The sequence below is a fragment of the Virgibacillus ndiopensis genome, from assembly GCF_900187325.1.
Taxonomy (GTDB): domain Bacteria; phylum Bacillota; class Bacilli; order Bacillales; family Amphibacillaceae; genus Virgibacillus_E; species Virgibacillus_E ndiopensis.
Window position 1 is genome coordinate 1,050,761 of record NZ_FZMZ01000005.1, and the last position, 14,928, is coordinate 1,065,688.

15 protein-coding genes and 1 rRNA gene are annotated in these 14,928 nt (G+C 34.7%); 5 read left to right on the forward strand and 11 right to left on the reverse strand.

What is annotated here, in order from left to right:
• Positions 1-11 precede the first annotated feature (11 nt).
• From CS937_RS12675 to trmB, 3 genes are all read right to left on the reverse strand, one after another.
• Positions 12-2,111 carry a BglG family transcription antiterminator gene (locus tag CS937_RS12675; RefSeq protein WP_245835750.1) on the reverse strand — a complete coding sequence of 700 codons (2,100 nt, stop codon included), beginning with the start codon at positions 2,109-2,111 and terminating at the stop codon, positions 12-14.
• 28 nt (positions 2,112-2,139) lie between these two features.
• Positions 2,140-3,594 carry a PTS mannitol transporter subunit IIBC gene (locus CS937_RS12680; RefSeq protein ID WP_099158818.1) on the reverse strand — a complete coding sequence of 485 codons (1,455 nt, stop codon included), beginning with the start codon at positions 3,592-3,594 and terminating at the stop codon, positions 2,140-2,142.
• 177 nt (positions 3,595-3,771) lie between these two features.
• Positions 3,772-4,410, reverse strand: coding sequence for a tRNA (guanosine(46)-N7)-methyltransferase TrmB (gene trmB, locus CS937_RS12685; protein WP_099158819.1), 639 nt, complete (start codon positions 4,408-4,410; stop codon positions 3,772-3,774).
• Between the two features lie 90 nt (positions 4,411-4,500).
• Between trmB and CS937_RS12690 the strand changes: the two genes are divergently transcribed.
• Complete coding sequence (locus CS937_RS12690; protein ID WP_099158820.1) at positions 4,501-4,788, forward strand: YtzH-like family protein; 288 nt, start codon at positions 4,501-4,503, stop codon at positions 4,786-4,788.
• On the opposite strand, the gene CS937_RS12695 is transcribed toward CS937_RS12690, so the two are convergent.
• The 4 genes from CS937_RS12695 to thpR all read right to left on the reverse strand — a co-directional run bounded on the left by CS937_RS12695 (position 4,775) and on the right by thpR (position 8,124).
• Positions 4,775-5,596 carry a phosphotransferase family protein gene (locus CS937_RS12695; RefSeq protein WP_099158821.1) on the reverse strand — a complete coding sequence of 274 codons (822 nt, stop codon included), beginning with the start codon at positions 5,594-5,596 and terminating at the stop codon, positions 4,775-4,777. The genes CS937_RS12690 and CS937_RS12695 overlap by 14 nt on opposite strands.
• 99 nt (positions 5,597-5,695) lie before the next feature.
• A complete protein-coding gene (locus CS937_RS12700; protein ID WP_176555830.1) occupies positions 5,696-6,643 on the reverse strand; it encodes a diacylglycerol/lipid kinase family protein in 948 nt (315 codons plus the stop codon).
• A gap of 4 nt (positions 6,644-6,647) precedes the next feature.
• Complete coding sequence (locus CS937_RS12705) at positions 6,648-7,550, reverse strand: nuclease-related domain-containing protein (RefSeq protein ID WP_099158823.1); 903 nt, start codon at positions 7,548-7,550, stop codon at positions 6,648-6,650.
• A complete protein-coding gene (gene thpR / locus CS937_RS12710; protein ID WP_099158824.1) occupies positions 7,534-8,124 on the reverse strand; it encodes an RNA 2',3'-cyclic phosphodiesterase in 591 nt (196 codons plus the stop codon). The genes CS937_RS12705 and thpR overlap by 17 nt, the downstream gene beginning before the upstream one ends.
• Positions 8,125-8,264: 140 nt before the next feature.
• Between thpR and CS937_RS12715 the strand changes: the two genes are divergently transcribed.
• Positions 8,265-8,483 carry a DeoR family transcriptional regulator gene (locus CS937_RS12715; RefSeq protein WP_099158825.1) on the forward strand — a complete coding sequence of 73 codons (219 nt, stop codon included), beginning with the start codon at positions 8,265-8,267 and terminating at the stop codon, positions 8,481-8,483.
• Between the two features lie 44 nt (positions 8,484-8,527).
• Here the strand turns inward: CS937_RS12715 and CS937_RS12720 are convergent, their stop codons facing one another.
• Positions 8,528-9,256 carry a pseudouridine synthase gene (locus CS937_RS12720; protein WP_099158826.1) on the reverse strand — a complete coding sequence of 243 codons (729 nt, stop codon included), beginning with the start codon at positions 9,254-9,256 and terminating at the stop codon, positions 8,528-8,530.
• A 12-nt stretch (positions 9,257-9,268) separates the two neighbouring features.
• Complete coding sequence (locus tag CS937_RS12725; protein WP_099158827.1) at positions 9,269-10,885, reverse strand: putative polysaccharide biosynthesis protein; 1,617 nt, start codon at positions 10,883-10,885, stop codon at positions 9,269-9,271.
• A 180-nt stretch (positions 10,886-11,065) separates the two neighbouring features.
• On the opposite strand from CS937_RS12725, the gene CS937_RS12730 reads away from it, so the two are divergent.
• The 3 genes from CS937_RS12730 to hemQ all read left to right on the forward strand — a co-directional run bounded on the left by CS937_RS12730 (position 11,066) and on the right by hemQ (position 13,767).
• Positions 11,066-12,322: a BaiN/RdsA family NAD(P)/FAD-dependent oxidoreductase gene (locus tag CS937_RS12730; protein WP_099158828.1), complete on the forward strand. Its 1,257-nt coding sequence runs from the start codon at positions 11,066-11,068 to the stop codon at positions 12,320-12,322.
• A 107-nt stretch (positions 12,323-12,429) separates the two neighbouring features.
• The gene (locus CS937_RS12735) at positions 12,430-12,639 is read left to right on the forward strand and encodes a hypothetical protein (protein WP_099158829.1); all 210 of its coding nucleotides are present in this window, start codon (positions 12,430-12,432) and stop codon (positions 12,637-12,639) included.
• Positions 12,640-13,023: 384 nt separating this feature from the next.
• Positions 13,024-13,767: a hydrogen peroxide-dependent heme synthase gene (hemQ, locus tag CS937_RS12740; RefSeq protein ID WP_099158830.1), complete on the forward strand. Its 744-nt coding sequence runs from the start codon at positions 13,024-13,026 to the stop codon at positions 13,765-13,767.
• Between the two features lie 217 nt (positions 13,768-13,984).
• On the opposite strand, the gene CS937_RS12745 is transcribed toward hemQ, so the two are convergent.
• Together CS937_RS12745 and rrf are read right to left on the reverse strand one after the other, a co-directional pair.
• Positions 13,985-14,335, reverse strand: a complete 351-nt coding sequence (locus CS937_RS12745) for a hypothetical protein (RefSeq protein ID WP_099158831.1) — start codon at positions 14,333-14,335, stop codon at positions 13,985-13,987.
• Between the two features lie 331 nt (positions 14,336-14,666).
• Positions 14,667-14,782 (reverse strand): 5S ribosomal RNA (gene rrf / locus CS937_RS12750).
• Positions 14,783-14,928: the final 146 nt, after the last annotated feature.

Sequence of the window (14,928 nt, forward strand, 5' to 3'; positions counted from 1 at the left end):
TGATGCACTCCTTATAATATATTTTTTTCTTGAAGATGCTTATGGAACTGTTCAGACAGGAAGTGCTTAATTTGTGTTTCGTTTCCTGATTGAAACAATTGAATGCTTTCTTGATCCCGAATAATTAAACCACTTAAAAAGCTTACTATTTCCAAAACCTCCTGATGAGTAAACTCAGGTGCAACCATTAGCATTAGTGTATCCGTCTCCATATCTTCTCCATCCATCCCTCTTACGGTTATTGGACTGGATAATGATTGAATTGTAAAACAGGGCTTGATAACTTCCTTTGATCTCGCATGAAACAGTGCAAGTGGTGTATCTGGAATTCCCAGACCATTTATATGTTCTCTTTTTAACAGTTTTTCAAAGACACTATTACTGTTTGTAATTAATTTCCTATTTACTAAATCATTACATGCTGAGCGCAATATGAATTCCAATGATCGTTTTTCCTTAATCTTTGTAAGCTGCAGGGAATTAAGTACATCCAAAATTGCTTTTGAATAATTTTGGATTGCCTCTAGCTGTAAGATAAATTCCGTATGCTGTGCTTTAACTGGTTTCGAGCGTGGTCTAGTATACGTAAGCTTCTTCTGTCTAATTGCTTTCTTAATACGATGTGCTTCTGTAATTGTTAACATAGGTGAAACTTGAATATACTTGCCTTCAAAATCTTTTAACGAAATGGTTGATACAATAACGTCATATTCATTAATATTGGAATTCTCCAATTCAAACATTGATTTATTTTCCACCTGTTTTATTTCCGGAATACGCTGCATTAGTTTCGTAGCAAGCATTTTCGATGTACCTATACCGCTTGAACAGATTACCAATGCCTTTAAATCCACGTCTATTTCACCATATAACAGAATAGAAGCAAAGTGAAGTACAAGATATCCTATTTCATCGTCTGGAAAGGCCATTTCCGGAAAAACGTCATGAACACCTTCCTGGATAACGTAAAATAGGTTATTGTAGTCTCTCAAAATGTCTTCAAGCAATGGATTTTTTATATTCATTCCCTGCTTAAGCCGATATATTGTTGGTTTTAAATGTGCCACTAGATCGTTTAACAATTGCTTATCATCGGTTAAATCCATATTTAAATGCATACTTACATAATTAATTAATGCTTTTGCCTTATAGGCGATATTGATACTGGAATCCTCAATTAAATAATTGTTATCAATTCGTAATTTAGCACCTAATAAATGCATGGTAATATACCCGATTTCATCATCCGGGATATCCATGGACAGCGAACCCCGCAATTCTTGAATCATGTTTCTGGCAATTTCATACTCTTTTGTACCCTCAAGCTGCTTTTTATACACATGATCAAATGTTATATTACCACCTTTTTGTAATCGTTCGATAGCTAGCGCTAGATGTACAATCAAACCAACATAAGCACTGTCAGCCAGTTCATGCGGTAGTTCTACTATTGCCCGTTCCACACTTTTTTCAATCGTAGTTAGCTTTTTAGGATTGACAAAATCTAACAAACGATTGGAAATAGTGTTTAATTGCAGCGGTGCATTATTCTTGATATTGTCTTTTAACAGAGAAACATAAACAAATGGATTGATATATTTAGTAATCAGATTGCTAATAGCAGAGCGTTTATCACCTTCATATCCTTCAATCTTCATGCCGTACCCTCTTTTTCTTATGAGTTGAAGGTGATACGCTTTTACTTCCTCTTCTAACTGATCTAAGTCGTTACTTATTGTCGCAGCTGTTACTTTAAGTTCATGTGACAGGGTGAACAGTTTGACTGGTTCATTTGTCTCCAAAAGTGTTAATAAAATGATTGTCTGTCTTTCATCGGGGGTATAATCAGAGGTAGCCTCCGTTGTGAGCGTCATTTCCAATTGCTGCTGATTATGCAGACTGCCAATAATCCGAATCCCTACCCCCGACCTTTTTACAAGCTGCAAATTGTAAGAAAGAATTATCTGTTCAATATCTTTCAAATCTCGATGAACCGTTCGTTCACTTACGTAAAGAGCATCAGCAATCTCTTTTACAGTCACATCTTCTTGTGATTGTAATAAAAGTTCTATAATCTTTCGCATGCGACCGGCTATATACAAACTGTTCACCTCCTTGCAATGTTTACTTTTGTCTACCTTATTTAAATCTTTCAACTAATTCATCGTATTTAGGACTGTTTAGGAAGTTTTCTACAGAAATATGTTCTGCAGTAGGTATTTTAATTTTAGCACGTTCTGTTAGATCCTTATGGGTAATAACGATATCTGCATCTTCAGGGATTTCGTTGATCGCTTTATTCGTAACAAATACATCAACCCCCGCTTTTTTAAACTTATTTTTTAATAAGGATGACCCCATCGCACTAGAACCCATACCCGCATCACATGCAAAAATAATCTTATTAATTTCTTCCGGACTTTTATTGGCAACCGTTGCTTCTAACTGATTTTCAGTTTCTATATCAGCGTTTGCCCCTTTATTATTATAATGTAATGATTCAGCTACAACGCTTTTCTTACCCTTCATTTCTTCCATTTTACCAGTTGCTTCTGACAAATCTTCGTCATCTGATTTACTGGTTTTCAAAATTAATGCAGCAATTAGGAACGAAACAGCAGCTGCCACCAATACTCCAAGAGTTACAGCTAGATAACTGTCTTGTGCAGTCATTGCATATATTGCAAAAATACTTCCAGGCGATGCTGGGGCAACTAATCCTGCACCAAAAATTTGAAAAGTGAATACACCACTTATTCCCCCGCCAATTACCGCTAAAAGTAATTTAGGTTTCATTAACACGTATGGGAAATAAATTTCATGTATACCACCTAAAAATTGAATAACTGCAGCACCAGGTGCCGAGCTTTTAGACATTCCTTTGCCAAAAATAGCGAATGCAAGTAATATCCCTAATCCAGGACCTGGGTTTGCTTCTAACAGAAACAGAATTGATTTCCCCGCTTCCGATGCCTGTTCAACCCCAATCGGACTCAATATGCCATGATTAATCGCATTATTTAAAAATAAAATCTTCGCTGGCTCAATAATAATATTTGCTAATGGTAACAACCCAGCATTGATAATCATCTCTACACCAGCAGCCAAAATATTGTTCAGACTTTCTACTACTGGACCAATGAGTTTTACAGCGACTACTGCTAATATAGCTGATAATATGCCGGCTGAAAAATTGTTATAAAGCATTTCAAATCCAGAACGAATTTTATCTTGAAATAATTGATCAACCTTTTTCATTAAATAACCAGCAAATGGGCCCATGATCATGGCACCTAAAAACATAGGTATATCAGCACCTACGATAACGCCCATCGTTGCAGTAGCACCGACAATCCCTCCACGTAAATCATGAACAATACGACCACCAGTAAATCCGATTAAAAGCGGCAGCAAGTATTTAATCATTGGATCAACTAATGTTGCCAAATCTTCATTTGGCAGCCAGCCATCCGGTATAAATAAAGCAGTAATTATTCCCCATGCGATAAATGCCCCAATATTCGGCATGATCATTCCGCTCAAATAGCTGCCAAAGCGTTGTACCTTTGCACGAAACCCCTTATTTTCTGCCATAAAATTTCCTCCTAAAATGAATAATAACTTCCATATATTAATTTTATACCTAGGCAATTCCGCTCACAATCAAATCTAAACATCAATTTGTCAAAACCATTGTTGACATTATTAAAAAAATGTGTGTGCCATGACGATTTTTAGATACAAAAAAAGACCCGTGAATGGGCCTTGATTTCAATTAAATCGTGTCTTACAGCGATATATAACTTGTCCCTTCTCAGAAAATTTCTGTTCATACTCTGTCATAACATTTGTTGGATCCTCTGCCTGATGTAAATCTAAATTAACTTCCTCTAATCTCATACCAAACTTTGAGAAACTAACAAGTGAATATTCGAATAATCCTCTATTGTCCGTTTTCATTACTAACTCACTGGAATCCTTCATTACATGGCGATACTGCTCTAAAAATGTATGAAAAGTTAACCGGCGTTTTTCATGACGATTTTTGGGCCAAGGATCAGAAAAATTTAAGTAAATAGTCGAAATTTCATCATCCGCAAAAATTTCTCGAAGATCACTTGCATTTTCATTAATCAATAAAATATTGTCTAGTTCAGCAGCTTTAACTTTTTGCGCTGCTGTAACAATAATACTTTTCGCAAGTTCTATCCCAATAAAGTTCACATTAGGAAATTGTTTTGCCATACCAACTAAAAATTGACCCTTTCCCGTGCCGATTTCAACATGAATTGGATTTTCATTATTAAAAACTGATTTCCATTTACTTTTATTTATACTTGAATCTGGAATTACAATGTGGCTGTTATTTTCTAAAAAATCATCAGCCCACGGTTTATTTCGTTGACGCATTTACTATTTTCCCTCTTTTCAAAACATCACTCAAACTTGCAAGCATAGTTTACATTGAAACGTAAATACTAGCAATCAGAGGTGATTTTAATGACATTAACAGTTAACGATCAATTAACATTATTACATGATATATTAAGTGAACAAACTGAAGACTGTTGTGGCGAAATCGCTGAGTATCAACAAATAAAGCGGTTAGTTCAATCAATGATGGCACAAAACAATATTACAGATAATCAGCTTTTACAACTGCTTCCAGAAATTTATAATTATGGGCGACAAGGCGAAATTGCTCAACATTCACCCGAACATATAACAACTAACAAAGAGAATATTGAACAATGGATGAGTGTTATAACACAAGTTAATTTACACTAAAATTTGTGTTTACAAACGTATTCAAATCTCGTAAATCATGTAACCTTTCCGAAACCTTTTTTAGCTCATTTCGATTATAATGCCAATTAATATAATAAAGTGCATCCGAAATTAAATACCAATACATTCGTTTAAACAACTGTTTATCATATGTCACACCATATGTGTCTAACCAACTTGCCCAATCTTCTTTTGGAATGTACCATTTCAGTAACATACCAAAATCCATTACCGGATCGGCAATCATTGCATTGTCCCAATCAACTAAATATAATTGTCCATCGTTTGTTAACAACAAATTATTATGGTTAATATCACAATGACAAACAACTTGCTTTTGTTCTCTCGTAACAGGAAGTAATTGGTGTAAATAGCTTAAGGCTGTTTCAATTTCATTGTGTTTATTTATAAGATTATTTGCATTAAATCGTTGTTTAAGTTTATTTACGTTATCATCTGGTGCTTTTGGTTTTTTCCCCATTCGCATGAGCATGTGCACTAGTTCAGAGGAGTGGTGAATTTTGCGTAACAATTCAGCTACCCGGTGATGACGCATTTCTTCTGGTTCTAATTTTCTTCCTTCAATCCATTCCTGTGCGGTAATGACATCCCCATTTTCCATTCGTTTCGTCCACACAAGCTTTGGAACGATTCCTTCCGCAGATAATACTGCTAGAAATGGTGAAGAATTACGCTTTAAAAATAGTCTCTTATTACTATTTTCAGCTATATAAGCATCTCCAGTTAATCCACCCGCAGGTGTAATATTCCATTCTTTGCCTAATGAAGCATTCAGCCAATTCACCATTCATTCCCCAAATCTTTAAAGATATATAGTCCAATCATATATTTTATAGGTATCTCGCAAAAATTACAAATATGAGATTAGATTACCGAAATTAAACCACTATTTCAAGGAAATGTTTGTTTGTTCACGCTTAACGTTAACCGGAAATCCATTAACTGACATGCGATGACGGCTTTTTGTAATAATACAGGTTGTAGATGTACTTGTCTGCCCATCGACTTGAAATGAAACCTTTTTGTTTGAACTCATTTTAATTTGACTAGCTTCAACTAGTTCTACTTCCTTGAAATTAACATGTTTTCCAGTAAAAACAGTCATGAAAAAAGCCAAAACCTTCCATTTTGAGATGGAGTGAATAAGCAATACAGGAAATGTATTTGCTTGAATTTTAGCATGCGGAATGATCTTCATTCCACCCCCATAAAATGGATGATTTGCAATTGTCATCATCCAGCAATTTTTCATGTGACGTTTTTCCCCATTAATTTCCAATTCCATTGTCATCGGTTTAAAGTATAACAATACATGAACAAGTGCAAAACAGTAGCTTAGTGTACCTAAACGAAATTTGTTAAAAAATTTCTTATAGCGTGATTTATTGGCAACATCCGCAATTTCCGCATCAAAACCAAACCCAATACTATTAACAAAACAACGTTTAACATTGTCTATTTGGTATCTGCCTATCCAGTATGGAATCCTATTATTCCCTTTAATAATTTGTTCAAAAATAGTCAGTGAATCTCCTTTTATATTACATCCTCGAGCAAAGTCGTTCCCAGAACCAGCTGGAATAAACGCTAGTGGAATATATAACGATGACATTCCATTTACTACTTCATGAACTGTTCCATCCCCACCGATAACGATAACACAAGTAATATCCTTGTCTTTTATTTGTTCCATAATTTCCTCAGCATGACCACTATAATCCGTAAAATAATTTATGCTTTCAATACGTTGATAAAGTTCACTGCGCTTTATTTTCGAAAATATACGCTTTGAACGTCCATTTCCTGCAATTGGATTAATAATAAATACATACATTGCTTTAACCCTCATGGTCCATCTGAAAATGTGTTTCCTCTTCGTCCCATTCTGGCCGTTTAATAGATGTTGATTGACAATGCTTTAACAATAATTCTGCTGCTTTTAATTGGCGATTCTTTAACGGGGAAACCAATTTCCTTTTCGCTTCAAACCATGCTTCATAATCATGTTTACCAATAATTTCAGTATTGTAAGGTTCATTATTATACACAATATTATTCGTGCGGGATATTACTATTTTTTTAACTGGGAAATCAACATTATTGACCTGAAGAATACTTTTAATAATTTGCTCTGTCCGCTTTAAAGCCAAGATTGGACTTAGTATTTTTACGTTTGAATCAATCATCCAAGTCCGTTCATCACTGGCCATAATTGTTGCATTAAAATCCTTTTCCAACAAATAAATTATTTCGATTCCAACTGGGCTAATAAAAATAATGTCACCTTCTATTGGTGCTTTTTTTACATTAAAAATTGGATAGTACATCATTAGGTATGTGTCAGGAAAACGTTGCAAAAAGTATCTTAATGTAACATCATCATCGTATTTTCTTTCCATAAATGATACATCCGTAACAGTGGATGTGGCCCACTTTAATTGCATCGGAAACAGCTTATCCAAAAAGTATTGTTTTAACGCCAATACTGTTTTGGGTAAATTCGGTATGCTTTCTTCTTTATTGTAGACAGTTTCCCCTTTAATGAAATTCTTTACTTTTGAAAAAGCAGACATAGATTCCTCTTCTGGTTCTTCTTTCCAATGTTCATTATTTGAATCATTCCATAATGCATAGAGTTTTTTCCAATTTTCCTGCTTCAAACGAATATATTGGCTTGGGTAACGAAAGGCATTCCATTCATAACGGGAAATATAGTCTTGGAGTTTAATTAATTGTGCCATCCTCAAAACCCCCTTTTAATAAATACCTCGACACGATTTCATATTTAGGTACTTGTGTTGGATGAATTTGATAAATAACAACTTTATCAACTGTAAATGTATGAATGGTATCTATATATTTTTTCTTCATATCTGTTAATTCGCTGTTATCGAGGGTTGAACCTTTCCATTTTTTTGCAAGTGTGATGTGTGGATGGTAATTTCTTTGTTCTTTATTAAATCCTTCTTTACTGGAACATTCCTCCACTTTTTCTTGCAATAAAGTTAAAAACTCATTGTTTTCCACCCCTGCCCAAAGCACACGAGGGCTCTTTGGATTACCAAATGTTCCGACTTCACCAACGTTTAGTTTGAATGGATGAAAATCTTCTAGTTTAGTAAGCTGCGTTTGTAATGCTTGTAACGTTGTTTCATTAACTGAGCCGAGAAATTTTAGTGTTATGTGTAAATCATGTTTAGTTGGCCACTGTTTATAGGAAAGTTTTTGCCTTAATTCATTTTGCCAGTCATAAAACATATCTTTTAATGTAAGTGGAATTGGAATCGCGATAAAGTAATGCGGTAAATTTTTCATAATAGACCCTTTCTTATATGTCTTATTTATAAAATTTTAGAATAATCTCTTTTATCCGTATGAAATTAGGTGTAAAATAAAATTATCGACATAGATTCACTAGCACCACGGTATTAATGAAAACATTAAGGAGTGGTTTTTTGAATCAACCAACATCTCGAATGCTAACAAGAGTTAAAGCTGTTTACCTTTATATTAGAGAAAAAGGTACAGTGTCAACTACCGAATTAGCGGATGAATTTGGAACGACAGACCGAACAATACAACGTGACTTAAATGTATTAGCATACAACGGTCTAGTCGACAGCCCAGTTCGAGGCAGATGGAAGATTACAAACAAAAAAGTAAACATATCTTAATGAACAATAATATACGTTAAAAACAAAGCTGACAACTCTTTATGTCAGCTCTTTTTTTCTTTAGTTAACGAAAAACAATAATTCAATTCTTGATCAGTAAGCTCTCGATATTCACTTAACCTAAGATTCTCATCAAGTTTTAGATTCCCCATCGTTAATCGTTTTAAGTAGGTTACTTTTTTATCGACTGCTTCGAACATTCTTTTGACCTGGTGATACTTCCCTTCCGTTATTGCTATCTCAATTTCAGATTCGTTACCTGCATGAAGGATAGTTAGTTTCGCTGGTTTTGCTTTATATCCATCTTCAAGAACAATTCCTGATTTAAATGATGAAATATCTGCCTCAGTTACAAAACCGTCAATTTTAGCATAATACGATTTTGGTACATCTTTTTTTGGTGATGTTAACTGATGAGCAAGGTCCCCATCGTTTGTTAGAAGCAATAGTCCCTCTGTATCTTTATCAAGCCTTCCAACAGGAAACGGATTAAAATGCTGATAATCTTTACTTACTATATCGATTACAGTTTTATCTACTTTATCGGCAGTTGCAGAAATAAAACCAGGTGGTTTATTCATCATTAGATAAATATACTTTTGATAGTGTACGATATCCCCTTGTACTTTTATTATGTCCGAATCCGGATCCACATGCACGCTTCCATCTTTAATTATTGTCTCATTAACCGAAATGTGCTTTTTTTTCAACAAACTCTTTATTTCTTTTCGACTACCATAACCCATATTTCCTAACAATTTATCAAGCCGCACGAATAAACCTCCTTACCTGCGAAAAATTCGGTCTAGGATTTGAATACGGTTACCTAGCACACGCTCTAAAAGTGTGGAATGGTATCCTAACCATAAATAAACACCACCACCAAGAGTTACACCAAAGAACAACATAATAATGGCTGCCCAACGCTCCGTTTCGTATGGAATAAACAATCCAAAGATAGCTTTTACTATCGCTATGGTAATAGCCATTATTAGAGTAAATATTAAAATTAACAATGTACGCTTAAACAGCTGTTTAAATGAAAATTGAATCGATGTTCTTATACGCCAAAGATTTAAACCAACTGCTATTGCAACTGCAAGTGCAGTACCAAAGATAGCACCTTTTCCTCCAAAGGTATGAATAAGCAAGATATTGAAAAGAATCTTTGTTAATAAACCTGCAGATAAACTTATAACAGTAAAACGTTGCTGATTAATTCCTTGTAAAATTGACGATGAAACCGTAAATAAAGCAAACAATAATCCAACTGGGGCATACCATCCTAATAATGGTCCTGTAATATCAATTTGATGCATTTCTCCATATAAGGAACCATAAGCAACATTTGATAACATAGAAAGTCCGATTGCTGCTGGTGTAACAAGCACCATTACAATTTGGAGTGCCTGGTTAATTTGTTGAAATAATACCGGTCGATTATTTTGAGTAAAAGAATTCGTAAGAACTGGTAATATCGCTAAAGATAATCCAGTTGCAAGTGTTACCGGAATAATAACCAGTTTATGACTATAAAGGTTTATTGTAGATAATACAAGTTCCCAAATCTCGCCCTTACCTATAGCTGTCATTGCTCTACCGAACGTAAATTGGTCAACTAATTGATAAAGGGAGGTCGCAATACCTACAACAATAAATGGACCAGCATAACTAAGAATTTCTATAAAAAGCTTCTTCATTGGAATATCATGGGATTCACGTTGCTGCGCGATTTGTTTTTCTATATTTGGTTTTCGCTTACGCCAGTACTGCCATAAAACAACACCTGAAGCTAAACCACCGACAAATGCAGCAAACGTTGCAAAGCCAACAGCTGTAGGAATTGCTCCATCAAGTATTACAATAATAATAAACGTAGAACCTAATAAGAATACAATACGAACGATTTGTTCGACTACTTGAGAAATAGCTGTAGGTCCCATCGACTGGTATCCTTGGAAAAAACCCCGAGTAATGCTCATTGCAGGTATAATCAGTAACGCAAAACTTACCATACGAATGACCATCTTTGTATCTTCAATTGTTATATTTGACTTGTCTGGAATCGTAAATTGTGCAATCGGTTCTGCTGCAAAAAATAACACTAAAAATGCAATAAACCCGGTTACAAGCATTAGTGAGATTCCTGCCCGATACATGCGCATCCCTGTTTTATAATCACCTAAAGAATTATATTTAGAAACAAATTTCGCTACGGCTAACGGTACACCAACCGTGGAAATACTTAGTACAATATTATATGGTACATATGCTATTTGATATAATGCTCCCCCATTCGGTCCAACAAGTGCATTAAACGGGATAACGAAAATCATTCCCAAAAATTTAGATAAAAATGTAGCACCAGTAAGAAGCATAGTGCCTTTTACAAAATTCGACATTATTTCACCTGCATCTGTTTATAATTACTTCCTAAATTATTATTTTATCACACATAATCAAAAGTGGGATAAAGTTTCCTACATAACGTTCGAACAATATATGTATTATTCCACCGTCATTTTAAAAATAGGATTTCTACGTAAAAAATGGTAAGCTATTTTTGAAAGGAATGAGGAAAGTTGTCATATGATGTAATCGTAATCGGTGGAGGACCATCAGGATTAATGGCCTCTATCGCTGCAGCGGAAAACGGTGCAAAAGTAATGTTAATTGAAAAAGGAAGCAAACTGGGAAAAAAGCTTGCAATATCGGGTGGAGGTCGTTGCAATGTGACAAACAGACTCCCTCAAGAAGAAGTGATTAAACATATTCCTGGAAATGGAAAATTTTTATATAGTGCATTCTCTGTTTTTAATAATTACGATATCATCCATTTTTTTGAGAATATGGGTGTACAGTTAAAAGAAGAGGATCATGGAAGAATGTTTCCTGTTTCAAACTCAGCAAAAACAGTAGTGAACGCATTAATAAACAAACTTCATGAACTTGAAGTAGAAATACGTATGAATACGGTTGTAAACGCCGTACACTATGATGAGCATGAACACACCATTATCCTAGAAGACCATGAAAAAATACGTACGAAATCGGTAGTCATTGCTGTGGGTGGTAAAGCCGTTCCACATACAGGCTCAACCGGAGACGGTTACGCTTGGGCAAAAAAAGCAGGACATACAATAACTGAGCTATATCCAACAGAAGTTGCATTAACATCTAATGAAAATTTCATTAAAAATAAAAGCTTACAAGGGCTATCATTAAGAGATGTATCACTTTCAGTATTGAATAAGAAGAAAAAACCGATTATTACCCATCAAATGGACATGCTGTTTACACATTTTGGTGTATCTGGTCCAGCTGTATTACGATGCTCGCAATTCGTTGTAAAAGAGTTAATGAAGGGTCAGCAAGAAGTACCAATGGTATTAGACATTTTACCAAATGAACATGAAGAACATTTGATTAGGTCGGTTTGGGATTCAGTCAAACATAATCCCAAAAAAGCGTTCAAAAATATACTTAAAGGTATTGTGCCTGAGCGAATGTTAGCATACGTCTTAATAAAAAATGATGTAAGTGAAGATGAAAAAGCGGGTAACATTTCAAAAGAAACAATTCGTTCTATTATACATGATATTAAACACTTTTCATTTAATGTTCATGGATCTTTGCCATTAGAAAAAGCATTCGTGACTGGTGGAGGGGTTTCAATCAAAGAAATTGTACCGAATACAATGCAATCAAAAATCATGCATGGTTTATATTTTTGCGGAGAAATATTGGATATTCACGGGTATACCGGGGGTTATAATATTACATCTGCCTTAGTTTCCGGAAGACTTGCGGGTATGAATGCTGCACTTGAAGCAAATTAATCCAATTGATTCATTCCACTAATGGTATGTCATTCCTTGCATTTTTTAATGAAAAAAGCTCATCCTAATAATGTTTGGGGACATCATAGAAAGGGTTGGGTATAAGAATGCAAAAAAATGCAATGTGGTTACCTTTAATCGCTTCAGTCGGAGTTGGAGCAGCAACTTTTTATACGATGACCAAAAACAACCAAGGAATCGGCCAAACAATGCAAAATATGATCCCATTTGTTTCACAAATGGGTGGTGGCGCTACTGGAAACAGTAGTAACAGCGGAGGAAACAGCCAAAAACTTGGTCCAAATGCAATGAGCTAAATAATTCAAAAAAGGCGTACCAATTATGGTACGTCTTTTTGAGGAAAAAGGCACACTGTTTAAGAGAAAGATACTATAGAGAAGATTTAAGGTATGCACGATTGGTTTTCTATTGCTCCAAAAGTTTTATTAGTGGAGAAGTCCACTAATCCTATTTCAACATTGTTGAAATAGTGAAAACAAATACAATCATAAATCAATTGTTGTGCATGTTTCCTAGACATGTGCAATAACAACGCGAGCTGTTCCAGTCAAATATCAACCATTAAAAAGTAATCGTCACAGAAATTTCATATCAAACAATAGATACATGTGATAATAATCACAGCACTCAGCCAAAATTAACTATATCATATTAATCATCATACTTTAGGAGTGAGAATTATGGTGAAAACTGTAGAAACATTCGATGGTTGGTATTGTTTACATGATTTTAGAACAATTAACTGGGAAAAATGGGAACAGGCTACAGAAGAAGATAGAAAGTCAGCTTTAAATGAATTTAACGCTATGTTAAACCAATGGCAAGATATAGAAGATGATAAAAAGGGGAGCCATGCACTGTATTCCATTGTAGGTCAGAAAGCAGATTTAATGATTATGTTATTACGTCCAACAATGAAAGATTTAAACAAACTTGAAAACGAATTTAACAAATCTGCCCTCGCACATTATACTCAACCAAGTTATTCCTATGTATCCATAATTGAAAAAAGTAGTTATACCAAGCAGGAAATCGATCCATATGAAAATCCGGTAATGAGGGCTAAGCTCTTTCCAACAATTCCCAAAACAGATTATATGTGTTTTTACCCAATGAGTAAGCTTCGTGGTGAAACAAATAATTGGTTTACACTATCTAAAGAAGAACGTGGGCGTATGATGTTCGAACATATTGAAACAAGCAAAACTTTCACAGATGATATCAAGCGTATTATTACAGGGTCAATTGGCTTTGATGATTATGAATGGGGAATCTCATTATTCTGCGATGACGTCTTGAAATTTAAAAAATTAATATATGATACACGATTTGATGAAGTTAGTGCCAAATATGCAGTTTTTGGATCTTTTTTTATTGGCAACTATTTACCTAATAATGAAATCGAGGCATATTTTAAAATTTAATACCCTAATAAAAATGTTAAGTGCTGATACTAACAGGTTCCATCTTGAGGCTCTCGCACCTTAAAACACGAGTCTATTCTTAGTGCTATTAGAGAAAACATCGCACAGAATTCACAATTAAATCACAAAAAAAGGAACTTGAATTGAAATTCCAAGTTCCTTTTGTAATTCTATGTCTTTTATATTCAACTAAAGCCCCCTTTAGCGAAACTAATAATTACTCACCAACTTGGAGTAAATACCTTTTCTCTTTTCCGTCATACTCAACAATTAAAATATCTCTTCTTTCTTCTGGTGCAAATACTTTTGCTCCGATAGGTAATTTATTTGCCATACCATTAGATATTTCTCCTATTTGTTCACCTTTTGTTAGCTCTTCCTCTTCAATCCAATCAACACCCGTTTTATAAACTTTTCCGTCAAGTTCAAAAAGGTCTGCATCTGGATTTAGTTCTAATACTTGTTTCTTACTTAAAGTTCCACCTTCATTTTTTCCAGGAATCGCTGAACAGCCTATCAATACAGAAGAAATTAACAATAAAACAAGAATAGTCGTAAAAAAACGCATTAAATCCCCCCTTTATCTATAAGACGTAAGTATTTATTTGTATGTTTCATCTCGTTTCTATATTGCACTATCCTGCCCCGTTAGTTGAATAAGCTCATTCCGTTCCTATGTATTTACTTTAACATAATATCCCAAACCCTTTATAAAAAAATCCCCCCGGTATAAGAGGCTGTTTATTTAAAGTAAATAATATTTTGAATAGAAAAGTTCGGTTGTTTATCTACGTAGAACTATCGCTAGCAACAATCGATCGTTAGTATGTAATGACAAAAGATACGTTTAATCCAAAATAAGACCAGGATATGAGATTTTCATATCCTGGTCTTATTTTGCCTGGCGGCGTCTTACTCTTGCAGGGGCAATGCCCCAACTACCATCGGCGCTGGAGAGCTTAACTGCTGTGTTCGGCATGGGAACAGGTGTGTCCTCTCCGCTATTGCTACCAGACATATTTAATTGTGAGTAAATTTATACCCTAAAAACTAAATAAGAGTTTAACCATCAACGAATCAAAAATATATAGTTAAGTCCTCGATCTATTAGTATCCGTCAGCTCCACGTGTCACCACGCTTCCACCTCGGACCTATCAACC

Excerpts from the sequence above, each read along its gene's own strand:
- CS937_RS12680 (WP_099158818.1), bottom strand. The coding sequence starts at position 3,594 with ATGGCAGAAAATAAGGGGTTTCGTGCAAAGGTACAACGCTTTGGCAGC.
- trmB (WP_099158819.1), bottom strand. The coding sequence starts at position 4,410 with ATGCGTCAACGAAATAAACCGTGGGCTGATGATTTTTTAGAAAATAAC.
- CS937_RS12690 (WP_099158820.1), top strand. The coding sequence starts at position 4,501 with ATGACATTAACAGTTAACGATCAATTAACATTATTACATGATATATTA.
- CS937_RS12695 (WP_099158821.1), bottom strand. The coding sequence starts at position 5,596 with ATGGTGAATTGGCTGAATGCTTCATTAGGCAAAGAATGGAATATTACA.
- CS937_RS12700 (WP_176555830.1), bottom strand. The coding sequence starts at position 6,643 with ATGTATGTATTTATTATTAATCCAATTGCAGGAAATGGACGTTCAAAG.
- CS937_RS12705 (WP_099158823.1), bottom strand. The coding sequence starts at position 7,550 with ATGGCACAATTAATTAAACTCCAAGACTATATTTCCCGTTATGAATGG.
- thpR (WP_099158824.1), bottom strand. The coding sequence starts at position 8,124 with ATGAAAAATTTACCGCATTACTTTATCGCGATTCCAATTCCACTTACA.
- CS937_RS12725 (WP_099158827.1), bottom strand. The coding sequence starts at position 10,885 with ATGTCGAATTTTGTAAAAGGCACTATGCTTCTTACTGGTGCTACATTT.
- CS937_RS12735 (WP_099158829.1), top strand. The coding sequence starts at position 12,430 with ATGCAAAAAAATGCAATGTGGTTACCTTTAATCGCTTCAGTCGGAGTT.
- hemQ (WP_099158830.1), top strand. The coding sequence starts at position 13,024 with ATGGTGAAAACTGTAGAAACATTCGATGGTTGGTATTGTTTACATGAT.
- CS937_RS12745 (WP_099158831.1), bottom strand. The coding sequence starts at position 14,335 with ATGCGTTTTTTTACGACTATTCTTGTTTTATTGTTAATTTCTTCTGTA.